17 protein-coding genes and 7 tRNA genes are annotated in these 21945 nt (G+C 51.7%); 3 read left to right on the top strand and 21 right to left on the bottom strand.

The window, feature by feature from the left end; all coding sequences use genetic code 11:
• Positions 1-127 precede the first annotated feature (127 nt).
• From DQM29_RS10890 to miaB, 9 genes are all read right to left on the bottom strand, one after another.
• Entirely contained in the window at positions 128-853 is a 726-nt protein-coding gene (locus DQM29_RS10890; RefSeq protein ID WP_111740716.1) for an amino acid ABC transporter ATP-binding protein, read from the bottom strand.
• Positions 853-1536 carry a glutamate/aspartate ABC transporter permease GltK gene (gltK, locus tag DQM29_RS10885; RefSeq protein ID WP_111740715.1) on the bottom strand — a complete coding sequence of 228 codons (684 nt, stop codon included), beginning with the start codon at positions 1534-1536 and terminating at the stop codon, positions 853-855. The genes DQM29_RS10890 and gltK overlap by 1 nt, the downstream gene beginning before the upstream one ends.
• Before the next feature lie 3 nt (positions 1537-1539).
• The gene (locus DQM29_RS10880; RefSeq protein ID WP_111740714.1) at positions 1540-2277 is read right to left on the bottom strand and encodes an amino acid ABC transporter permease; all 738 of its coding nucleotides are present in this window, start codon (positions 2275-2277) and stop codon (positions 1540-1542) included.
• 86 nt (positions 2278-2363) lie between these two features.
• Complete coding sequence (locus DQM29_RS10875) at positions 2364-3260, bottom strand: glutamate/aspartate ABC transporter substrate-binding protein (protein ID WP_111740713.1); 897 nt, start codon at positions 3258-3260, stop codon at positions 2364-2366.
• A gap of 440 nt (positions 3261-3700) precedes the next feature.
• Complete coding sequence (gene lnt / locus DQM29_RS10870; protein WP_111740712.1) at positions 3701-5236, bottom strand: apolipoprotein N-acyltransferase; 1536 nt, start codon at positions 5234-5236, stop codon at positions 3701-3703.
• A gap of 7 nt (positions 5237-5243) precedes the next feature.
• A complete protein-coding gene (gene corC / locus DQM29_RS10865) occupies positions 5244-6122 on the bottom strand; it encodes a CNNM family magnesium/cobalt transport protein CorC (protein WP_111740711.1) in 879 nt (292 codons plus the stop codon).
• A gap of 24 nt (positions 6123-6146) precedes the next feature.
• Positions 6147-6614 carry an rRNA maturation RNase YbeY gene (gene ybeY / locus DQM29_RS10860; RefSeq protein ID WP_111740710.1) on the bottom strand — a complete coding sequence of 156 codons (468 nt, stop codon included), beginning with the start codon at positions 6612-6614 and terminating at the stop codon, positions 6147-6149.
• A 12-nt stretch (positions 6615-6626) separates the two neighbouring features.
• Positions 6627-7682: a PhoH family protein gene (locus DQM29_RS10855; RefSeq protein ID WP_111740709.1), complete on the bottom strand. Its 1056-nt coding sequence runs from the start codon at positions 7680-7682 to the stop codon at positions 6627-6629.
• A 107-nt stretch (positions 7683-7789) separates the two neighbouring features.
• Positions 7790-9214: a tRNA (N6-isopentenyl adenosine(37)-C2)-methylthiotransferase MiaB gene (miaB, locus tag DQM29_RS10850; protein ID WP_111740708.1), complete on the bottom strand. Its 1425-nt coding sequence runs from the start codon at positions 9212-9214 to the stop codon at positions 7790-7792.
• 209 nt (positions 9215-9423) lie between these two features.
• Between miaB and ubiF the strand changes: the two genes are divergently transcribed.
• Complete coding sequence (gene ubiF, locus DQM29_RS10845) at positions 9424-10605, top strand: 3-demethoxyubiquinol 3-hydroxylase (protein WP_111742069.1); 1182 nt, start codon at positions 9424-9426, stop codon at positions 10603-10605.
• Positions 10606-10693: 88 nt separating this feature from the next.
• Here ubiF and DQM29_RS10840 read toward each other — a convergent pair whose 3' ends face one another.
• From DQM29_RS10840 to nagB, 12 genes are all read right to left on the bottom strand, one after another.
• Positions 10694-11068, bottom strand: coding sequence for a hypothetical protein (locus DQM29_RS10840; protein ID WP_145960361.1), 375 nt, complete (start codon positions 11066-11068; stop codon positions 10694-10696).
• Positions 11069-11288: 220 nt separating this feature from the next.
• Positions 11289-11363: transfer RNA gene (locus tag DQM29_RS10835), tRNA-Gln, on the bottom strand.
• A 30-nt stretch (positions 11364-11393) separates the two neighbouring features.
• Positions 11394-11478, bottom strand: a tRNA-Leu gene (locus tag DQM29_RS10830).
• Between the two features lie 11 nt (positions 11479-11489).
• Positions 11490-11566, bottom strand: a tRNA-Met gene (locus DQM29_RS10825).
• Between the two features lie 194 nt (positions 11567-11760).
• Positions 11761-11835, bottom strand: a tRNA-Gln gene (locus DQM29_RS10820).
• 46 nt (positions 11836-11881) lie between these two features.
• Positions 11882-11956, bottom strand: a tRNA-Gln gene (locus DQM29_RS10815).
• Positions 11957-11983: 27 nt separating this feature from the next.
• Positions 11984-12068: transfer RNA gene (locus DQM29_RS10810), tRNA-Leu, on the bottom strand.
• 3 nt (positions 12069-12071) lie between these two features.
• A tRNA-Met gene (locus DQM29_RS10805) sits at positions 12072-12148 on the bottom strand.
• A gap of 223 nt (positions 12149-12371) precedes the next feature.
• Positions 12372-14042 (bottom strand): asparagine synthase B, encoded by a 1671-nt coding sequence (gene asnB / locus DQM29_RS10800; protein ID WP_111740706.1) that lies wholly within the window; start codon positions 14040-14042, stop codon positions 12372-12374.
• Between the two features lie 222 nt (positions 14043-14264).
• Positions 14265-15488 carry a DNA-binding transcriptional regulator NagC gene (nagC, locus tag DQM29_RS10795; protein WP_111740705.1) on the bottom strand — a complete coding sequence of 408 codons (1224 nt, stop codon included), beginning with the start codon at positions 15486-15488 and terminating at the stop codon, positions 14265-14267.
• Positions 15489-15507: 19 nt separating this feature from the next.
• Positions 15508-16656 (bottom strand): N-acetylglucosamine-6-phosphate deacetylase, encoded by a 1149-nt coding sequence (nagA, locus tag DQM29_RS10790; protein WP_111740704.1) that lies wholly within the window; start codon positions 16654-16656, stop codon positions 15508-15510.
• A 20-nt stretch (positions 16657-16676) separates the two neighbouring features.
• Positions 16677-17477 carry a glucosamine-6-phosphate deaminase gene (nagB, locus tag DQM29_RS10785; RefSeq protein WP_111740703.1) on the bottom strand — a complete coding sequence of 267 codons (801 nt, stop codon included), beginning with the start codon at positions 17475-17477 and terminating at the stop codon, positions 16677-16679.
• A gap of 380 nt (positions 17478-17857) precedes the next feature.
• Between nagB and nagE the strand changes: the two genes are divergently transcribed.
• Both nagE and glnS read left to right on the top strand, forming a co-directional pair.
• The gene (gene nagE / locus DQM29_RS10780) at positions 17858-19816 is read left to right on the top strand and encodes a PTS N-acetyl glucosamine transporter subunit IIABC (protein ID WP_111740702.1); all 1959 of its coding nucleotides are present in this window, start codon (positions 17858-17860) and stop codon (positions 19814-19816) included.
• Between the two features lie 243 nt (positions 19817-20059).
• Positions 20060-21730, top strand: a complete 1671-nt coding sequence (gene glnS, locus DQM29_RS10775) for a glutamine--tRNA ligase (protein WP_111740701.1) — start codon at positions 20060-20062, stop codon at positions 21728-21730.
• Positions 21731-21945: the final 215 nt, after the last annotated feature.

Raw genomic sequence — 21945 nt, 5'->3', positions numbered from 1 at the left:
CGGATTTTGATGCGCTTCGTTTATTGGCTGTTTTACTTTTGACATTAGCGGCACAGGGAACAGGACAGAGCGGAAAAGCGTGGAAAAACCTGAAAGAAAAAGGCGCCTCTGAGGGCGCCTTAGGAGACTAGTGTAGAATTTTCGCCAGAAAGTCTTTTGCTCGTTCAGACTGTGGATTATCAAAAAACTCTTCTTTCTTGGTGTCTTCAACAATTTTGCCTTCATCCATAAACAGGATGCGGTGCGCTACTTTTTTGGCAAAACCCATTTCGTGCGTGACAACCATCATGGTCATGCCTTCGTAGGCCAGTTCAACCATGACGTCGAGCACTTCGTTGATCATTTCTGGGTCAAGAGCCGAAGTCGGTTCATCAAACAGCATAGCGATAGGATCCATACACAGCGCGCGGGCAATGGCGACACGCTGCTGCTGGCCGCCGGAGAGCTGGCTCGGAAACTTGGCGGCATGGCTGGCAAGCCCGACGCGCTCAAGCAGCGCCATGGCTTTATGTTCGGCCTCTACCTTGCTGCGGTTAAGCACCTTAACCTGTGCCAGTGTCAGGTTTTCAATAATCGATAAGTGCGGGAACAGCTCAAAGTGCTGAAACACCATGCCGACGCGAGCGCGCAGCTGAGCCAGATTGGTGTGCGGATCGTTAACGACGATGCCATCAACCGTAATAGTTCCCTGTTGAATTGGTTCAAGACCATTCACGGTTTTTATCAGCGTTGACTTGCCTGAACCGGAAGGGCCGCAAACAACGACAACCTCGCCTTTTTTGACTTCAGTTGAGCAGTCTGACAGCACTTGAAAGTGGTCGTACCATTTAGAAACGTTCTTTAAGGAAATCATTAAACGGTTGTCCTTTTCTTCATATATGTAACAAGCAGAGAAGCGGAGAGGCAAATGACAAAGTAAACGAAACCGGCGAATAAAACCATCTCGACTTCGGTTCCCGAGGTTTTGCCAATGTTGCTTGCGCTACGGAAGAAGTCCGCCACCCCAATAATATAAACCAGCGAGGTGTCTTGAAACAGAATGACTGCCTGCGTCAACAGCAGAGGCGTCATTGCCCTGAACGCCTGAGGCAGAATGACCAGACGCATAGACTGCCAAGGGGTCATGCCCAAAGCCATCGCAGCAGAGTTTTGCCCGCGGGCGACGCTTTGCAAACCGGCACGAATAATTTCCGAATAGTAGGCGGCTTCAAACAGCGAGAAGGCGACCACGGCGGAAATAAAGCGAATGTCAGTCTCCGGCGAGAGGTTCAAAAACTTTTGCAGCAGCTGCGGCACGATCAGATAGAACCACAGCAGCACCATAAACAGCGGCACTGAGCGGAAGGTGTTGACGTACGCGGCGGCAATGTAGCTTATCCAGCGGAACTTGGGCGGCGCGAGGCGGAAAATGGCCAGCGCCGTTCCCCAAGCGATGCCGACGAGAATCGCACTACCGGCAATTTTTAACGTTACCCACATGCCTTCTAACAGATAAGGCAGATTGGGAATAATGGTACTCCAGTCAAATTCGTACATGGCTTATCCTCCGAAAGTGCCTGGTAGACGAAGTTTCTTTTCAACGCGCTTCATCACTCTGATAAGAACGGCGTTAATCAGCACATAGGCGACGGTGACGGCCAGAAACGACTCATAGGCGTAGCCGGAGTATTCAAGCAGCTTACTGGCCTGAGCGGACAGCTCAATCAGGCCGATAGTAGAGGCCACAGCAGAGTTCTTCACCATGTTGAGCATTTCAGACGTCAACGGCGGAATAACAATGCGGTAGGCGTTAGGCAGCAGAACGTAGCGGTAGGCCTGCGGCAGCGTCAGGCCCATTGCCAGCGCCGCGTTTTTTTGACCGCGGGGCAGAGCCTGAATGGCGGTTCTTACCTGTTCGCACACGCGCGCGCCGGTAAAGACGCCCAAGCAGCAGATAGAAATGATAAAGAACTGGATGTTAGGGTCGAGATCGGCCTTAAACCAGTTGCCGATAGACGCTGGCAGCAGTTCTGGAACCAGCAGATACCAGATAAAAAACTGTACGATCAGCGGAACGTTGCGAAACAGTGCCACGTAGAGAGTGCCAAGCGCGGATAAAAAGCGATTGGGCACGGTGCGCAAAATGCCGAACAGCGATCCCAGAACGAATGCAATAATCCATGCGCAGAAAGACAGTGCGATCGTTACCTGAAAGCCAGCCCACAGCCAGTCCAGATAGGTCGCATCGCCGAATGGGGCCTGCTCTAGAAATATTCCCCAATGCCAGTTTCCAAACATAACTAAGCCCTTTTTTATTCTTCTTATCAGCGGCCCCGCAGCGAGGCGGGGCCGCTAACCCAGAGACGGTATCGGTAGATCCGCCGTTAGTTCAGAGCTTTGTCGTTCGGTGCGCTAAACAGCTTTTTCATGTTGTCTGACAGGTCGAAGTTCATGTTCAGACCCTTTGGCGGGATCGGATTCTTGAACCACTTGTCGAAGGACTTCTCAGCGGCACCGGAGGTTTGAGCCTGAGCAATGGTGTCGTCCATCAGCTTTTTAAACTGAGCGTCGCCCTTGCGCAGCATACAGCCGTAGGCTTCAAAGGACTGCGGCTTGCCGACGATTTCCCACTGATCGGGCTTTTTGGATTTCGCTCTTTCACCCGCCAGCAGAGCGTCGTCGATCATAAAGGCAACAGCGCGGCCGCTTTCAACGGTGCGGAATGAATCACCGTGGTCTTTTGCACTGATGATGCGAAGATCAAGCTTGTCGGCGTCGTTCATTTTGTTCAGCAGGGCTTCAGAGGTGGTGCCCGAAGTAACGACGACGTTTTTACCTTTCAGGTCAGCGAAGTCTTTAATGCCGCTGTCCTTATTAACCAGCAGGCGAGTGCCAACGATAAACAGAGTGTTGGAGAAGTCCGCTTGCTTTTGGCGTTCGACGTTGTTGGTTGTTGAGCCGCACTCAAAGTCATAGGTACCGTTTTGCAGCAGAGGAATACGGTTCTGAGAAGTAACAGGGATCAGCTTAACCTTCAGGTCAGGCATGTTCAGCTGTTTCTTCACGGCGTCAACGATAAGGTTGGAGTAGTCCTGTGAATAACCCACGACGTTTTGCTGATTGTCATAGTAAGAGAAAGGGACTGAAGACTCGCGGTGACCTACGGTGATCACACCGCTGTCTTTGATTTTCTTCAGTGTGCCGTCCAGTTCTTCTGCATGGAGCGAAGTGCTTGCCAAACCCATTAAAACCAGCGGCAGTACTAACTTGCGTAATTGCATGACTTACTCCTTCAATATTATCAGTGTGGTGTTTGTTGCTGTGTTTTATAGCTCACAGGTCGGCGAACAGGCCGCCCGTGATGTAATTAAAATGTAGTTTAATGATGCATTTGTGTAAAACGTATAACACTTCATTTACCTACAAATTGCACCAATAGTGAACGGTTTCACATCTTCGCTCTTTATTGGTGCATTCCTGCACTTATAGAGTGCGACTCCGTTCAGTAACCTGAAGGTTTAACCACATTTTGGTCTTTTTGTTCAGGCTACTAGAATGTATTGCAAGGCCTGTGCCAACTCTTAGTTATGTTTCTTTTCTGTTAATTTTTAGGAAGAAAGAGCGATAGGGAATAGGGAGAATAGGGGGAATAGAGAAAGACTAAAGAAATGAAACAGGGCTAGCCGTATTGCTAGCCCTGTCGTAAGCAGGCTTAATCGGACTATCGGCTGCGGCGACTGAAGAGACGTGAAGCCACAATAAACGCCGCCGCCAGTACCCAGAGCGGCAGGCTGCCCCAGCGTGCATAGGGGGTAATGCCGGTTGTCGGGGCGATGCGCAGTTCGAGCACTTGGCGCTTGAATTGAGGAATTTGAGCAATGATGTCACCGCTTGCTGAAACCGCTGCTGTAATACCGTTATTGGTGCTGCGAAGCATCGGACGGCCGAGCTCAAGAGCGCGCATACGGGCCATTTCAAAGTGCTGCCAGGGGCCTAGAGAGTCGCCGAACCAGGCATCGTTGGAGATAGTCAGTAAAAAGTCGGTGTCAGGCGTCCAGTTGACTCTGACCTGCTCGCCGAGGATCACTTCATAGCAGATGGCGCTGGCAATCTTGTAGCCGTTGGCCTCAATAGGTGACTGTCGGTATTCGCCAGAGCTGATGGAGGACATGGGTAAATCGAAAAACGCGGCCAGCGGGCGAAGGAAAGATTCAAAGGGTACATACTCGCCAAAGATCACCAAGTGGTGCTTGTTGTAACGATTGCCGCCTTCGTACTGGTAGGGCTTTTGGTTACCGAGCACGATCAGTGTGTTGTAGTAGTTGCCGCCGTCGCCGTTCTGCTTGATGCGGTAGTCAATAATGCCGGTAATCAGTGAAGTGTGCTTTTGGCGATAGCCTTCATCCAGAGACTTAAGGAAAGAAGCCTGTCGCATTTCAACGTCAGGAATAGCCGCTTCCGGCCAGATGACCAAGCGGGATTTGCCAACGTACGGCTCTGATTCATTGACGTAAGCTTCCAGCGTCGGCAGAAGGTGGTCTGGCTGCCATTTTAACGACTGAGCGATGTTGCCCTGTACCAGTGCGACGTCTGCGGTGCGTTCGGGCTGCTCGGTAAACCACTGAAGCTTTTGCAGCGGCCAGGCGAGAAGCACCAGAGCGACGGCTAAAACGGCAGGAAGTACGCGGTGGCGCACAGTCGCTAAAACCAGCAGGCCGCTGACGGCCATCAGAATAAACGTAATGGCGTTAACGCCAAACAGCGGAGCGATACCCTTAAGCGGCCCGTCAATTTGGCTGTAGCCAAACTGTAGCCACGGAAAACCGGTAAATACCCAGCCGCGTAAAAACTCAGTGACCTGCCACAGCGCGGGTGCGACCAGAACCAGCCGCCAGGCGTCCGCCTTTGGCCAAAATCGGGCTAAGAGCCCGGTGAACAGCATAGGGTAAAGAGACAGATAAGAGGCCAAAAGCAGCACCAGGCCCATGCTGATGGGAACCGGGAGACCGCCAAACTGATCGATACTGACGTAGACCCAGTTAACGCCGCTGCCAAACAGACCAAGTCCCCAAAAGAATCCTACCCCCATGGCCGCTTTAGGCGTTCGGTTTAAGGTCAATGCCAGCAGGGCAGAGAGGGAGATTAGGGACGCCGGCCACAGGTTAAACGGTGAAAACGCCAGCGTTCCAATGGCGCCAAAGGCCAGCGCCAGCCCGAGGCGAATCGGGCGGCGGTCCAGTATAGAGGTAAGAGTCATTCGCTAATTAGTCTTCCAAATAGGGCTGCGGGGCTTCATTGGGAATAGTGACGTGGACCTGAATAATGCGCCTGCTGTCGGCCATGGCAACTTTAAACTGGTAGCCGTCAATAGTGACGATTTCACCTCTGGAAGGGAGGTGGCCCAGCGCCTGCATGACTAGGCCGCCAATGGTGTCTACTTCGTCATCGCTAAAGCTGGTGGAGAAGGCATCGTTAAAATCTTCGATAGGCGTCAGCGCGCGAACAGTAAAGGTATGGCGGCTAAGCTGGCGCACGTCTCTGTCCTCCACGTCGTCGTATTCGTCTTCAATTTCGCCGACGATAAGCTCCAGAATGTCTTCAATGGTTACCAGACCCGATACGCCGCCGAATTCGTCGATAACGATCGCCATGTGGTAGCGCTGTGAGCGGAACTCTTTCAGCATGCGGTCAACCCGCTTGCTCTCAGGAACAACGACGGCAGGGCGTAGCACTTTATCAATGCTGAACGTCTCTGCGCCTTTGTTCATAAACGGCAGCAGATCCTTTGCCATCAGGATACCTTCGATATGATCCTTGTCTTCACTGATGACCGGGAAACGGGAGTGTGCGGACTCGATAATGACGTCAAGGCACTCCTCCAGCGGCTGGTTCACTTTTAGTGTGATCATCTGAGAACGCGGGATCATAATATCGCGCACGCGCTGCTCGGCAATATCCATCACGCCTTCAAGCATGTCGCGGGTGTCCGGGTCAATCAGATCGTTTTGCTCTGAATCGCGGATTAGCTCAACCAGATCGCCACGGTTTTTGGGCTCACCGTGAAACAGCTGGCCGAGAATAAGAGAAAAGAAGCCCTTTTTGGGGGCAGGGCCTTCATTATTTTGAGAGTGATCGTCGCTCATGCAATATCAATTAGTTGGTTAAAATTAGTCTTTTTCTGAGGCATAGGGGTCGGAATACCCCAGTTCTTGCATAATCTCAGTCTCTAAAGACTCCATTTCCTGCGCATCGTCATCGTTGATGTGATCATACCCTAACAGATGGAGGCTACCGTGGACAACCATGTGAGCCCAGTGTGCAGCTAAAATTTTGTTTTGCTCTTCCGCTTCTTTTTCAACAACCTGACGGCAGATGACCAAATCGCCCAGCAGCGGCATCTCTAGGCCAGGCGGCGCTTCAAAGGGAAACGACAGCACGTTGGTCGGCTTGTCCATACCGCGATAGGTGTGGTTAAGGGTGTGGCTTTCCTCAATATCCACCAGACGAACGGTGACTTCGGCATCGGCCTGAAAGGGCAGTACCGCGGCGTCCAGCCAGCGCTGAATGTCTTCTTCACTTGGCAGCGCCTGCTGATTTTCACAGGCAATCTGCAGGTCTAAAATAACGTGTTCCATAGTGTCCTTGATTTATTCGGAGCCCGCGTTAGAAATGGATGGGTGTTCGCTTTTCCGCTGTTGCGCCAGCGCGTCTTTACGCTTTTGCTCTTCGTTTTCCCACACTTCGTAGGCCGTTACGATACGGGCAACGACCGGGTGTCGGACAACGTCTTCGCTGTGGAAAAAGTTGAAGCTGATTTCTTCAACGTTGGAGAGCACTTCAACGGCGTGGCGCAGGCCGGACTTCTGGTTGCGCGGCAGGTCTATTTGCGTGACGTCCCCGGTGATCACTGCACGGGAGTTAAAGCCGATGCGGGTCAGAAACATCTTCATTTGTTCGATAGTAGTGTTCTGGCTTTCGTCCAGAATGATAAAAGCGTCGTTAAGAGTGCGACCGCGCATATAGGCCAGCGGGGCGACTTCAATAACGTTGCGCTCAATCAGTTTCTCAACCCGCTCAAAGCCAAGCATTTCAAACAGCGCGTCATAGAGCGGGCGCAGATAAGGATCAACCTTTTGGCTCAGATCTCCCGGCAGAAAGCCGAGCTTTTCCCCGGCTTCAACGGCAGGGCGGGTGAGCAGAATGCGGCGAATTTCCTGACGCTCTAGCGCGTCTACCGCAGCGGCAACCGCCAGATAGGTTTTGCCGGTCCCGGCGGGGCCGATACCAAAGGTAATGTCGTGATCGAGAATGTTGGCTATGTACTGTGCCTGATTGGGCGTGCGAGGCTTGATCATCCCGCGCTTGGTCTTGATGATAACCGCTTTGCCGTAGTCGGGAACCGATTCGGCAATTTGCTCCAGCACGCCGGATTCTTTAATCGCCAGATGGATCTGGTCAGGTTCTATATCGGTAATTAGGCCGCGCACTGGCGCCGTGTCGACGTAAAGGTTGAGCAGGATGTCTTTGGCGACGCTGACGCAGGAGGCTTTTCCGACCAGCTTAAAGTGGTTGTTTCGGTGGCTAATTTCAATGCCGAGGCGGCGTTCAAGCTGCTTGATGTTATCGTCAAACGGGCCGCACAGGCTCTGTAGGCGCTCGTTATCAGAAGGTTCCAGCACGACTTCCTGAGTATCAATCTTCAAATTGGACCTCGTCGTAGTGAGAAAGACCGCGCCGGATGGCGCGTCTCTCTTCTGAGTATAGGTAAACAGTCGCCATTATTCATAGGCTTCGGCACTGAGGCACAGGGTTAAGGCTTATAGTGACCAACGCCCAGTTCGTCTTCTTTGCGGGTTCTGGCCATAACCGCCTGCGGTGATTCCTGAACCCGCAGCCCCATTTCCGCTTCCGTTCTGACGACTTTGCCACGCAGAGAGTTGGTATAGACATCAACAATTTCGACGTCGACAAAACCGCCAACCATGTCCGGCGTTCCTTCAAAGTTGACGACTCGGTTGTTTTCCGTGCGCCCGGAAAGCTCCATCACGTTTTTACGCGACGTTCCTTCAACCAGAATGCGCTGAACGGTGCCCATCATGTGGCGGCTGTACTGCATGGCCTGCTGGTTGATGCGCTCTTGAAGAATGTAGAGACGCTGCTTTTTCTCTTCTTCGCTGACGTCGTCCACCATGTCGGCTGCCGGTGTGCCGGGGCGGGCGGAGAAGATAAAGCTATAGCTCATATCGAAATTGACGTCTGCGATGAGCTTCATGGTTTGTTCGAAGTCTTGCGTGGTTTCACCGGGGAAACCGACGATAAAGTCCGAACTGATTTGAATATCTGGGCGCGCAGCGCGCAGCTTGCGGATAATCGACTTGTATTCCAGAGCCGTGTGGGTTCGACCCATCAGGTTGAGCACGCGATCGGAGCCGCTTTGTACCGGCAGGTGCAGGAAGCTGACCAGCTCAGGCGTGTCTTTATACACTTCGATAATATCGTCAGTAAATTCAATCGGGTGGCTGGTGGTGAAGCGCACGCGGTCAATACCGTCAATGCTGGCGACCAGGCGCAACAGCTCGGCAAACGTGCAGATGCCGCCGTCATAGGCGGGCCCTCGATAGGCGTTAACGTTTTGGCCAAGCAGGTTCACTTCGCGAACGCCCTGAGCGGCAAGCTGGGCAATCTCAAACAGCACGTCATCGCTAGGGCGGCTGACTTCTTCACCGCGCGTATAGGGAACCACGCAGTAGGTACAGTACTTGTTACAGCCTTCCATAATGGAAACGAAGGCCGTTGGGCCGTCCGCTTTGGGTTCGGGAAGGCGGTCAAATTTTTCAATTTCGGGGAAGCTTACGTCAACGACCGGGCTGCGAGTGCCGCTGGCGCGATTGATCATTTCCGGTAGGCGATGAAGCGTCTGTGGACCAAAGATCACGTCAACGAAAGGCGCACGCTGGCGAATGTGCTCACCCTCTTGAGAGGCGACACAGCCGCCGACGCCGATGATGAGGTCCGGCTTTCCCTCTTTAAAGGTTTTCCAGCGGCCTAACTGATGAAAAACCTTCTCCTGTGCCTTTTCGCGGATCGAACAGGTATTCAGCAGAAGAACGTCCGCGTCTTCCGCGTCTTCCGTCAGCTGATAGCCGTGCGTGCTTGCCAACAGGTCGGCCATCTTGGATGAGTCATACTCATTCATCTGACAGCCCCAGGTTTTAATATACAGTTTCTTCGTCATCGGTTTGTTACTCAGTGAAAGGCGTGATGCCCGTTGTCATAGGCTCCTGCAACCGCATCGACAAAGGCGACGCGAACTCCCGTGCAGGGCGCGTATTGTAATGGTTTGTTGTTCTCCTGACCAGAGATTGACGATCTCTGTCGCTGAAGCGCGGGCAAAATTCCGGTACACTTCGCAATATCATAGTTTAACGGTGGCGCAAAAATATGATGGATAGCACAGTGAAAACACACGACGCAATCGTGATTGGCGGCGGTATGGTTGGTGCTGCGGCAGCGATTGGCTTAGCGATGCAGGGGCGTTCTGTGGCGGTTGTTGAGCATGATGCTCCGGCGCCTTTCTTACCCGGCAGCGAGCCGGACATTCGTATTTCTGCCGTTGGCTGTCGCTCGGTCAACCTGCTCAAGAGGCTGCGAGCTTGGGACAATGTTGCCGCAATGCGCATAACGCCCTATCGTCGGCTGGAAACCTGGGAGTGGGATAACAGCAACGTTGAGTTTGATGCCAAAGACCTCGCGCTGCCGGAACTGGGTTTTATGGTGGAAAATCGACTGTTGCAGTTAGGGCTGTGGCAGCAGTTTGAGAGCGCTTCAAACCTCCATCTTTACTGTCCGTCAAGGCTGTCGAATATGACTCGGCTGGCTGATAGTTGGCGTTTGACGTTAGACAGTGGTGAAACGCTGAATGCGCCTCTGGTCATAGGCGCTGACGGAGCGAACTCGATGGTCAGGAAACTGGCCGGGATTGGCGTGACGGGCTGGCAGTATCGCCAGTGGTGCATGCTGATGCTGATAAAAACTGACTTGCCTCAGCAGGATATTACCTGGCAGCGATTTTATCCCAGCGGCCCGCGCGCGTTTTTACCGCTGTCAGAAGGCTATGCCACTCTGGTGTGGTATGACGCACCGTCACGCATACGCCAGCTGCAGAGTATGTCGCACAGTGAGTTGACCGAGGAAGTCCGTAAGGCGTTTCCTGAACGGCTGGGTAACTTTGACGTTAAGGGGGCTGGGTCGTTCCCTCTCGTTCGCAGACATGCACAGCGCTACGTTAAAGACGGCATAGTTCTCGTTGGAGACGCCGCTCATACGATCAATCCTTTGGCGGGGCAGGGAGTTAATCTGGGCTATCGCGACGTTGAGACGCTGTTGGACGTGCTGTCAGAAGCCCAGAAGCGTGGAGAAAACAGCGCCAGTAACGACGTCCTTAAGCGATACGAGCGCCGGCGCTATCCGGACAATCTTCTGATGCAGACCGGCATGGACGTATTCTACAGCGCCTTTAGCAATAATCTGCTTCCCGTGGCGATGATACGCAATGCGACATTAATGATTGCCGAGCGTTCAGGCGGCCTGAAAACGCAGGCGCTGAAGTATGCGCTGGGGATTTAATTAACGAGAGGCTGACGTACTTAGCGGCAACCGTTCTAGCTATCAATAAAAAAGCCTTACTCGCGTAAGGCTTTTTTGTATTGGGTAATTAACGACCCGCAGCGGCGTCAAGAAGCGCATTGCCTGTCGCACCACCGCCACCGTTGGTTTTATAGTGGGATTTCAGTACGCCTTTAGAGTTCCATTCAAAAACGGTTGACTCGTTCACGTTACTGCCGACATGTCTGATTTTTGTGTAGTTGTATTTCCAGACTTCCACTTTACCTAACTGCGATTTCTCATTGGGGTGCCCAATAGCGGCAATGACGTCCTTTTGTTTGGTTTTACCATCAACAAAAGAATTCATTACGTTTTGAGATACTTCGGTACCCGTTGTGTAGGCACCAATATCTTTCATTTTTGCACATCCGGAGACAAGTGAGAGTGTCGCGATAAGACCAAGCGTAATAGTAATATTCTTCATAAGATAATAGTTATTCCATTAATGATAAGTGTATAAAAATTCACCTTCCTATGGAATTCTACCCTGAGGAAGGCAATTAGTAAAAGAACATGTATTGCAAAGGATTTTTGTCTTTTAAAATCATATTGTTAGGCTTTATGGGTCAATCTAGAATAATTATGCGAGTTTACATCTCTGGGATAACTAAATGAGATAGCTATGTAGTGAAGAGAAGAAAAATTGGCTGGGGTACCAGGATTCGAACCTGGGAATGGCGGAATCAGAATCCGCTGCCTTACCGCTTGGCCATACCCCATAAGAAAGGTGCTTACGCGTTGAAGATAAATGGTGCGGAAGGCGAGACTTGAACTCGCACACCTCGCGGCGCCAGAACCTAAATCTGGTGCGTCTACCAATTTCGCCACTTCCGCAGATATAAAAATGGTGGCTACGACGGGATTTGAACCTGTGACCCCATCATTATGAGTGATGTGCTCTAACCAGCTGAGCTACGTAGCCGTACTTCTGCTTATCTTCAACAGCGTAGGGGACGCATTATGCGTATCTCTTTCCCGTTCGTCAAGACGTTCGTTGGCTTCAAAAAGAGTAAAAAACGCGGTTGTACAATAAAGGAACAGTGTGACTCTTCCGGTATCTATTAAAAGATAGATCGCGAGTGATTAGACGAACGAAATGAAAGGGTGGGGAAGGAATGGCTGGGATACCAGGATTCGAACCTGGGAATGGCGGGATCAAAACCCGCTGCCTTACCGCTTGGCGATATCCCAACTGAAGATATATCCAAATACGTTTAGATAACTAAACGCAAAAAAATGGCTGGGATACCAGGATTCGAACCTGGGAATGGCGGGATCAAAACCCGCTGCCTTACCGCTTGGCGATATCCCAAAAGATACGATACTTGTCGAAGATAAATGGTGCGGGAGGCGAGACTTGAACTCGCACACCTTGCGGCGCCAGAACCTAAATCTGGTGCGTCTACCAATTTCGCCACTCCCGCGAATGGTGGCTACGACGGGATTTGAACCTGTGACCCCATCATTATGAGTGATGTGCTCTAACCAGCTGAGCTACGTAGCCATTCTTTTTTCGCATTACCTTCAACAGCGTTGCGGGGCGCATTATGCGTATCTCGTTCATCATCGTCAACAAGTTTTTTCTCTTAACGAGGAATGGACTGTTCAACTGCTTGGGTTATAACCGATATGCTTATAAAAAAGGCGAATTGATCGCATTGATGAATAAAAAGAAAGGGCGATAAGCGTGGTGGTGGAACTCGTGCTTACCGCCCTAATGAGTGTAATTATGATGCACGATAGGCCGACTGGTGAACGCCAACGGCGCGTCCTGACGGGTCATCCATCTTTTTAAACGACTCATCCCACTCGATAGCCTTGGCCGATGAGCAGGCAACAGAAGGGCCACCGGGGACGCATTCTGCGGCGCTGGGCAGTGGGAACAGCTCCTCAAAAATTTCCCGATACAGATAGGCCTCTTTTGACGTCGGCGTATTGTAGGGGAAGCGAAACGCGGCGTTAGCCAGCTGTTTGTCGTCTACCTGTTCGGCAGCGACGGCTTTGAGGGAGTCAATCCAGCTATAGCCTACGCCGTCAGAAAACTGTTCTTTCTGGCGCCAGGCGATACTGGCTGGAATGTAGGACTCGAAACTCTCGCGGATGATGTACTTCTCCATTTTGCCGTTGCCGCACATTTTATCTTTAGGATTAATGCGCATGGCGACGTCGAGGAATTTTTTATCCAGAAACGGCACTCTGGCTTCAACGCCCCAGGCTGCCATGGCCTTGTTGGCACGCGCACAGTCGTACATATTCAGCGCCAAAAGCTTGCGTACGGTTTCTTCATGAAACTCTTTGGCGTTAGGAGCTTTGTGAAAATAGAGGTATCCACCAAATACTTCGTCAGCGCCTTCTCCTGACAGCACCATTTTGATTCCCATTGCTTTGATTTTCCTTGCCATTAGGTACATAGGCGTTGAGGCGCGAATAGTTGTGACGTCATAGGTTTCAATGTGGTAGATAACATCGCGAATGGCGTCCAGACCTTCCTGAACCGTGAAGTGAATTTCGTGGTGTACGGTTCCCAGGTGGCGAGCGACCTCCAGCGATGCAGCTAGATCGGGAGAGCCCTTTAAGCCTACGGCGAAAGAGTGAAGCTGTGGCCACCAGGCTTCGCTGCGCTCATCGTCTTCAATACGCCGAGCCGCGTATTTTTTAGTGATGGCGGAGACGACGGAAGAATCAAGGCCGCCGGAAAGCAGCACGCCGTAAGGGACATCCGACATCAGGTGGCTTTTTACCGACTCTTCCAGCGCGTTACGCAGCGCATAGGCGTCAGTTTCGCTGTCCTTAACGCTGTCATAGGACATCCAGTCGCGCTGGTAATAGCGATGTACTTGATTATCGTCACTGCACAGATAGCTTCCGGGAGGAAACTCTTTCAGGGTTTTGCAGACTGGCACCAGCGCTTTCATTTCTGAGGCGACATAGAAGTTACCGTGTTCGTCATGACCAGTGTACATAGGAATAATACCGATATGATCGCGGCTGAGCAGGTAGCGGTTGTGCACGCTGTCATAAAGAATAAAGGCAAACATGCCCTGAAGCTCGTCAAGAAAGTCGACCCCCTTTTCCTGATAGAGCGCCAGAATGACTTCGCAGTCAGAGTCAGTTTGAAATTCGTACTTATCCTTGAGCTGGCGACGCAGTTCCTGATGGTTATAGATTTCGCCATTAACGGCCAGAATATGGGTGTGTGCTGCGTTGTACAGCGGCTGAGCGCCGTTGTTGACGTCAACAATGGACAGGCGCTCGTGAGCTAAAATAGCGCGGTCTGTTGCGTAAATGCCGGACCAGTCCGGCCCCCGATGACGCATCAGGCGGGACATCTCCAGCGCCTTCTTACGCAGCTCTACCGGATCGGATTTAATATCGAGTACACCAAATATAGAACACATATCTTCTCCTTATTCTGTTGTCGTGCATTCACTCTGCGTCACCTTAAATAGGAACAGGTAAAAATAAGCAAGAACTAAGCCAAATATGCAGCACGGGCTGGCCGTGTGGGAAAAACGGAAATCGTTAAAGTAAGCATAGTGCGTTTTGCACAGTAGCAGTGCACAGAACAGTGAAAGATCAGACTCAGTGCGCCAGCGCGGTGCGCTGGCGAAAGGGGAAGGTTAGTCGGCGCTGTCGCCTAAAAGCTGCTGAAGCAGAGAGCCGTTGAGCATGGCGCGCTTAACCAGCGCGAAAGATCCAATAGCTGAACGATGATCGAGAAGAGTCGTCACGACGGGAAGATTCTGTCGAAAGTTAGGCAGCACCTGATGGTCAATGCAGCGCTGAATGGCGTTAACCAGCACTTTCTGCGCTTCAATAATGTCACCCGCAATAACCACTTTTTGTGGATTAAACAGGTTAACCGCCTGAGAAATAACTTTACCCAGCTGTCGACCCACGTCGTCAATAACGTTGATAGCCAGCTCATCACCTTTGTTGGCAGCTTTGCAAATTGAGGAAATTGTGCAGTCATTCGGCGTTAATCTGCTGGCATAGCCCTGATTGAGCAGCCGACGAACCCGCTGCTCAATGGCCGAATTGGTCGCGACGGTTTCTAGGCAGCCGAAGTTGCCGCAGTAGCAGCGCTCGCCGAGCGGGTCTATCTGTATGTGCCCCAGTTCGCCTACGTTGCGGTTTTTGCCGAGAAAAATTTGGCCGTTAATAATAAAGCCAGCGCCCGTTCCTCGGTGGATCCTCACTAGCATAGAGTCTTCGCAGTCCTTGGTAGCACCAAAATAGTGCTCCGCCAGCGCCAGGCTGCGGATATCGTGTCCGATAAAACAGCTGACGTTAAACCGCTCTTTCAGAACCTGCCCTAAAGACCAGTTGGCGACTGAAATGTGCGGCATGTATTTGACCACACCGCTTTCCGGATCGACCAACCCAGGAAGCGAAACGGCAATGGCGATAAGCTCGCGTATTTTACTGCTGTAGGCGTCAATAAAGCGGGAGATGGCTTCTATCAGACTGGTTTCCAGCTCGCTTTGAGTGCGTTCTGGCAGGGTGTAATGCTCTTCAGCCAGCGCTTTGCCGCCGAGATTGTAAAGCGCGACCGTGGCGTTATTTCTTCCAAGGCGTACAGCGATGCTGTGAAAATGGCGGTATTCAGAAACGATAGAGACGGCTCGCCGCCCGCCGGTAGAAGCCTGCTGTTCAACCTCTTTTATCAGGCCTCGCTCTAACAGCTGGCGGGTAATTTTAGTAATGCTGGCAGGTGCGAGCTGGCTGAGTTCAGCAATTTGAATACGTGAAATAGGGCCCTGCTGATCGATAAGCCGATAAACGACGGCGCCATTTAGCTGTTTTACCAGATCGATATTGCCAATTTGGCCGTCCGTCGTCATCGTTACCTCTGCTGCTATTTTATTTTTGCCCGCTGAGTTTGCCGTTAACCCAGGTATGCATGATTTTGAAGTCGTGAGTAAACGCGGTGAGGTTGGCGACTTTGCCGGCTTCAATGCTGCCTAGTCGACCGTCCGCGCCGATAGCGCGTGCGGGGTAGAGCGTTGCCATACGAAGCGCTTCGTCAAGAGCGATCCCCACGTGCCGAACGCTGTTGGCGACAGCGTCGATCATGGTGAGAGCAGAGCCGCTCAGCGTGCCGTTTGCGTCAACGCATTTACCATCGCGATAATATACGGGTTTACCCGCAAAAATAAAGTGGTCGATATCCGCGCCCGCGGCGGCAGTGGCATCCGTCACCAGCACTAGGCGTTCGCCCTTTAGCTTTTTCGCGTTGCGAATGCTGGGCCAGGCCACGTGATAGCCGTCAGCAATAACGCCAGTATAGGCTTCTGGCGTATCGAAAATAGCGCCAATAAGGCCGGGTTCACGCCCTGTCAGATAGGGCATAGCGTTGTACAGGTGAGTTGCGAAGCCTATACCGGCAGCGAAACCCGCTCGAGCCTGCTCATAGCTGGCGTTAGAATGCCCGGCGGACACCGTGATACCGGAAGCAACCAGTTTACGAATAACGCTACCGTCAACCTGTTCGGGTGCCAGCGTGATTTTTGCAATAACATCAGCGTTATCGCACAGGTAGTCAATCATGGCGTCGTTCGGCTTACGGATAAAGTCAGGATTGTGTGTCCCCTTCTTGACGACGTTAATATAGGGCCCTTCCAGATGAAGCCCTAAAGCCTGATTGTGACTGCCTGCAAGGTAGCGGCGCATGACGCCAACCGCGTGCTTCATGTACTCATCGCTGCAGGTAATCAGCGTGGGAAGATAGCTGGTACAGCCGGATTTCTCGTTAGCGGCCTGCATGATCTCTAACGTTTTCTCAGAGATATTTTCCAGCGAGTCATTAAACTGCACACCGCCGCAGCCGTTGAGCTGAAGGTCAATAAACCCTGGAGACAGCGTGGCGCCCTGAAGGTCAATGGTTTCAATGCCGGCAGGAAGGGTGTCAATAGGGCAAACCTGCTGGATAAGACCGTCGTCTACGACCACAGCGTAGCCGTCAAGAATATCGTGACCGGTATAGATCCGACCATGAGCGAGTGCGTACATCATAAACCCCCTACAACAGGCTATAGCTTCTTAATGTTTTCTGCTTCCAGTTCGCGGAAGTACTTCACGGTTTTCATTTTCAGCTCCATGGTGGCTGGTTCGTCACAAACCAGAATGGACTTGGGATGAAGCTGCAGTGCTGAAACCGTCCACAGGTGATTGACGCAGCCTTCAACAGCCGCTTCTAGCGCTAGCGCCTTGTTAGGGCCAGTCACCAAAATCATGATCTCTTCTGAATCCAGCAATGTGCCAACACCGATCGTCAGCGCATACTTAGGCACTTTGTTGATATCGTTATCAAAAAAGCGCGAGTTGGCGATACGAGTGTCTTCCGTGAGGGTTTTAATCCGAGTGCGTGAAGAGAGGGAGGACGCCGGCTCGTTGAAGGCAATATGACCGTCATTGCCGACGCCGCCCATAAACAGGTTTATCTTGCCGTAGGATTTGATTTTATCTTCATAGCGCTGGCATTCGGCCTGAACGTCTTCAGCACAGCCGTCAAGCAGGTTGATATTTTCTGGCTGGATATCGATATGGCTGAAAAAGTTTTCATACATAAAGGTGTGGTAGCTTTGAGGATGCGTTTCCTCCAGCCCGACGTATTCATCCATATTAAACGTCACAACGTGTTTGAAGCTGACTTCACCCGCTTTGTAGAGTTCGATAAGTCGAACATAGGTTTTTAGCGGCGTACTGCCAGTGGGAAGGCCGAGGACAAAGGGGCGTTCAGCGGTCGGTTTAAAGGCGTTAATGCGGTTAACAATATGGCGAGCTGACCATAAGCCGACATCCTGCGCGCTTTCCAATGGAATAAGTCTCATTTTAGAACCTCTTAAAGACGTAACGAGTCTATACTCATACGTGAAACTCATACGTGAAGATGAACGCCGCGTACTGATGCATTGACTATAGTGCCTCAGTGCCGATAGCACACGTTCTCACGTGGATAACTGATATTTTAAATCATAAAATAAGTGGCGATGCAAGGCCAGATGATTAGAATAATTATTGAGCTGTTTAGTGATTCTCATCACAAAATAGAAGCTTTTAATTTGTGATGCGAAATATATTTTTTACACTATAAATCGGTTATACCTAATAGACCTATTTCAACTTCGTCAGCGGCGGACAAACACATTAAGTTGAACCGACGCTGAGCATAAAAATAACGTCTCACTCAGGGTAAGCAGGGGGAAGCAAGGTGAATATACTTGGGTTTTTTCAACGGCTAGGGCGATCGCTACAGTTGCCGATCGCTGTACTGCCCGTAGCAGCGCTGCTGCTGCGGTTTGGCCAGCCAGATCTGTTGAATCTGCCGTTTATGGCACAGGCCGGGGCGGCGATTTTCGACAACCTGGCGCTGATCTTCGCCATCGGCGTTGCAGCAACCTGGTCTAAAGACAACGCGGGCTCTGCCGCACTTGCTGGCGCTGTGGGGTTCTTCATCCTCACTAAAGCAACAGTGACGATTGAAGCGAGCATCAATATGGGCGTGCTGGCGGGTATTATCTCCGGCCTGATTGGCGGCATGGTGTATAACCGCTGGAGCGACATCAAGCTGCCTGACTTTTTGAGCTTCTTTGGCGGCAAGCGCTTTGTGCCCATTGCAACTGGATTCTTCTGTCTGATTTTGGCGGGGATCTTTGGCTATGTGTGGCCGCCGGTTCAGTTAGCTATTGCGAAAGGCGGTGAGTGGATTGTGTCACAGGGCGCGCTTGGCTCTGGTATCTTCGGTTTTGTTAACCGTCTGCTGATCCCAACCGGTCTGCATCAGGTGCTGAACACCATTGCCTGGTTCCAGATTGGTGACTTTACCAATGCGGCCGGTCAAGTGTTCCACGGCGATATCAACCGTTTCTATAACGGTGATGCTACCGCAGGGATGTTCATGTCGGGCTTCTTCCCGATCATGATGTTCGGCCTGCCGGGTGCGGCGTTTGCTATGTATCTGGCTGCCAAGCCAGAGCGCCGTTCTTCCGTGGGCGGGCTGCTGCTGTCTGTTGCGCTGACTGCGTTCCTGACAGGGGTGACTGAGCCTATCGAATTCATGTTTATGTTCCTGGCGCCGCTGCTGTATCTCGTTCACGCAGTGCTGACGGGTATCAGTATGTACATCGCGACGGCATTAGGTATTCATGCGGGCTTTACCTTCTCCGCAGGGGCTATCGACTACGCTCTGATGTTTAAACTCCCGGCCGCCAGCAGCAACGTCTGGATGCTGTTAGTGATGGGTGTGGTGGCGTTTGTCGTCTACTTTGTACTGTTCTCCGTCATTATTCGCGTACTCAATCTGAAAACGCCGGGCCGTGAAGACGTCGTTCAGGATGAGAACTCACCGGAAAACAGCAATACGGAAGAAGGTCTGGACGGTTTGGCCAACGGCTACATCGGCGCGATTGGCGGTAGCGACAACCTGACGGGTATCGACGCCTGTATTACTCGCCTGCGCCTGACCGTGAAGGACTCTGGGCTGGTTGACTCTGCGGCGGCTAAACACCTTGGCGCTGCAGGCGTGGTGAAACTGAACAAGCAAAGCATTCAGATCGTCGTAGGCGCGAAAGCGGAATCTATTGCCGACAGCATGCGTAAACTGATTGCCTCCGGCAGTGCGCCAAAGGGCTCTGTAGCTCCGGCGGCCGTCAAGGCTCAGGAAAGCGCGACAGCTGAAACAAAAGTGGAAGCGAAAAAAGCAGAGACGACCCGCGTTAGCACGCTCGTTTCGCCCATTACCGGTGAAACCGTCGCGCTGAGCGACGTTCCTGATGAAGCTTTTGCCAGTGGTGCTGTCGGTGACGGTATCGCCATTCGTCCTACGGACAAGACGGTCGTTGCTCCGGCAAATGGTACACTCGTGAAGATTTTCGGCACTAACCATGCTTTCTGTCTGGAAACTGAGGACGGCGCAGAAGTGGTTGTTCATATCGGTATCGATACCGTGAAACTTGGCGGTCAGGGCTTTAAGCGTCTTGCTGAAGAGGGTGCGGAAGTGAAGGCTGGCGATCCGGTGCTGGAGCTTGATTTGGAATATCTGACGCTGAATGCAGCGTCTATCATTAGCCCGGTAGTGGTCAGCAACATCGACGACTTTAAAGGCCTGACAGACGTTGCCGGCGGCAGCGTCGTGGCCGGTCAAACCAGGCTGTTTGATATTCAGGGTTAAGTAACCCCACAGTCAGTTTGGCTCATCGCTTAAGCGGGAAGGGAAACCTTCCCGCTTTTTTATACATAGAGATCCTGAAGCTTCTCTTTTCTATGGTGCAAGTCGTCATTATTCTTATCATTTTTATTAGGAAAGCGACCTCTGGGCATAACTAACGGTTGTGTCCGGCGGGGCGTTGTTAGATGATATGCGGTTATACGCCGTGAGCGCTTTTGCACTTTTTTGCACAGAGGAAAATTATAAATGAGTGAGGCCGAAGTCCGCCCGACTAACTTTATTCGCCATATTATTGATGAAGATCTGGCATCGGGTAAGCACACTACCGTTGTAACCCGCTTCCCGCCCGAGCCAAACGGTTATCTGCACATTGGCCACGCCAAGTCTATTTGTCTGAACTTTGGCATCGCACAGGACTATCAAGGGCGCTGTAACCTGCGCTTTGACGATACCAACCCGGTTAAAGAAGACGTCGAGTACGTCGAGTCCATCAAGACTGACGTAGAGTGGCTGGGCTTCCACTGGGATGGCGCAGTGCGCTATTCGTCTGACTACTTTGAGCAGCTTTATCAGTACGCACTGGAGCTGATTAACAAAGGCCTGGCCTATGTAGATGAGCTGTCCGCTGAAGAGATGCGCGAGTACCGCGGCACGCTAACTCAGCCCGGTAAAAACAGCCCATATCGCGATCGCAGCGTAGAAGAGAACCTGGCGCTGTTTGAAAAAATGAAGAGCGGTGAATTCGCCGAAGGCGCTGCCTGTCTGCGCGCTAAAATCGATATGGCATCGTCGTTTATCGTTATGCGCGATCCGGTTATTTACCGCATTAAGTTTGCTGAACATCATCAGACCGGCAACAAGTGGTGCATCTACCCGATGTACGACTTTACCCACTGCATTTCCGATGCGCTGGAAGGCATTACTCATTCCCTGTGTACGCTGGAGTTTCAAGACAACCGCCGTTTGTACGACTGGGTGCTAGACAATATCACTATTCCTTGTCATCCGCGCCAGTACGAGTTTTCTCGCCTGAATCTGGAATATGCCATCATGTCCAAGCGCAAGCTGAACCTGCTGGTGACAGAAAAGATCGTAGAGGGATGGGACGACCCGCGTATGCCGACAATTTCCGGCCTTCGTCGTCGCGGCTATACCGCTTCGGCCATCCGCGAGTTCTGCCGTCGAATCGGTGTGACCAAGCAGGAAAACAACGTGGAAATGGTGGCGCTGGAAACCTGTATTCGTGACGACCTGAATGAGAATGCGCCTCGCGCTATGGCCGTACTGGATCCGGTAAAAGTTGTGATTGAAACCCTGCCTCAGGGTCATGAAGAGATGTTAACTCTTAGCGCCCATCCTAGTCGACCTGAAATGGGGGCGCGTCAGGTGCCGTTTAGCAACGAAGTGTATATTGACCGTGCTGACTTCCGTGAAGAGGCCAACAAGCAGTATAAGCGTCTGGTACTGGGTAAAGAGGTTCGCTTAAGACACGCCTACGTGATTAAAGCTGAGCGAATTGAGAAAGATGCTCAGGGCAATATTACGACTATTTACTGTAGCCACGACGCAGACACGCTGAGTAAAGATCCGGCGGACGGGCGTAAGGTTAAGGGCGTTATTCACTGGGTATCTGCAGCTCATGCGGTTCCGGCAGAATTTCGGCTTTACGATCGTCTGTTTAGCGTTGCCAACCCGGGGGCCGCAGATGACTTCCTGTCAACGATTAACCCTGAGTCGCTGAGGGTGGTTCACGGCTTTGTTGAGCCGAGCCTGAAAGAGGCTAAGCCGCAGTTTGCTTATCAGTTTGAGCGTGAAGGCTATTTCTGTGCGGACGCGCGCCACTCTAAGGCGGATGCGCTGGTCTTTAACAAAACCGTTGGCTTAAGAGACACCTGGGGCGCGGCGAACGCTGCCTAAGGCATAAAAAAGCAATATCTGAGAAGTACTGTAAGCTGCACCTCAAAAGTTGAGTATTCAACGAGTAGAGGTGCATTTTTTTGTCTATTTTCTTCCATGGCCGATGGCATTCAGCAATCGCTAAACTTTCATCTTATTATTGCTGCATCTCGCGGTGCGAGAGCGTAATAGCGATACGTCTGTTAACCTTGGTATCAAATATCAGTTCTAACATA

This window comes from Leminorella richardii (genome assembly GCF_900478135.1).
Lineage (GTDB): Bacteria > Pseudomonadota > Gammaproteobacteria > Enterobacterales > Enterobacteriaceae > Leminorella > Leminorella richardii.
The sequence above is the reverse complement of the archived record's forward strand: the minus strand, read 5'-3'. Positions and strand labels throughout refer to the sequence as shown.

What these genes read in the sequence shown, in the direction of transcription:
- nagA (WP_111740704.1), bottom strand. Translation starts at nt 16,656, where the DNA reads ATGTACGCACTCGCTCATGGTCGGATCTATACCGGTCACGATATTCTT.
- asnB (WP_111740706.1), bottom strand. Translation starts at nt 14,042, where the DNA reads ATGTGTTCTATATTTGGTGTACTCGATATTAAATCCGATCCGGTAGAG.
- DQM29_RS10880 (WP_111740714.1), bottom strand. Translation starts at nt 2,277, where the DNA reads ATGTTTGGAAACTGGCATTGGGGAATATTTCTAGAGCAGGCCCCATTC.
- nagC (WP_111740705.1), bottom strand. Translation starts at nt 15,488, where the DNA reads ATGACGACGGACGGCCAAATTGGCAATATCGATCTGGTAAAACAGCTA.
- ybeY (WP_111740710.1), bottom strand. Translation starts at nt 6,614, where the DNA reads ATGGAACACGTTATTTTAGACCTGCAGATTGCCTGTGAAAATCAGCAG.
- glnS (WP_111740701.1), top strand. Translation starts at nt 20,060, where the DNA reads ATGAGTGAGGCCGAAGTCCGCCCGACTAACTTTATTCGCCATATTATT.
- miaB (WP_111740708.1), bottom strand. Translation starts at nt 9,214, where the DNA reads ATGACGAAGAAACTGTATATTAAAACCTGGGGCTGTCAGATGAATGAG.
- DQM29_RS10840 (WP_145960361.1), bottom strand. Translation starts at nt 11,068, where the DNA reads ATGAAGAATATTACTATTACGCTTGGTCTTATCGCGACACTCTCACTT.
- ubiF (WP_111742069.1), top strand. Translation starts at nt 9,424, where the DNA reads ATGGATAGCACAGTGAAAACACACGACGCAATCGTGATTGGCGGCGGT.
- DQM29_RS10875 (WP_111740713.1), bottom strand. Translation starts at nt 3,260, where the DNA reads ATGCAATTACGCAAGTTAGTACTGCCGCTGGTTTTAATGGGTTTGGCA.
- corC (WP_111740711.1), bottom strand. Translation starts at nt 6,122, where the DNA reads ATGAGCGACGATCACTCTCAAAATAATGAAGGCCCTGCCCCCAAAAAG.
- gltK (WP_111740715.1), bottom strand. Translation starts at nt 1,536, where the DNA reads ATGTACGAATTTGACTGGAGTACCATTATTCCCAATCTGCCTTATCTG.
- lnt (WP_111740712.1), bottom strand. Translation starts at nt 5,236, where the DNA reads ATGACTCTTACCTCTATACTGGACCGCCGCCCGATTCGCCTCGGGCTG.
- DQM29_RS10890 (WP_111740716.1), bottom strand. Translation starts at nt 853, where the DNA reads ATGATTTCCTTAAAGAACGTTTCTAAATGGTACGACCACTTTCAAGTG.
- nagB (WP_111740703.1), bottom strand. Translation starts at nt 17,477, where the DNA reads ATGAGACTTATTCCATTGGAAAGCGCGCAGGATGTCGGCTTATGGTCA.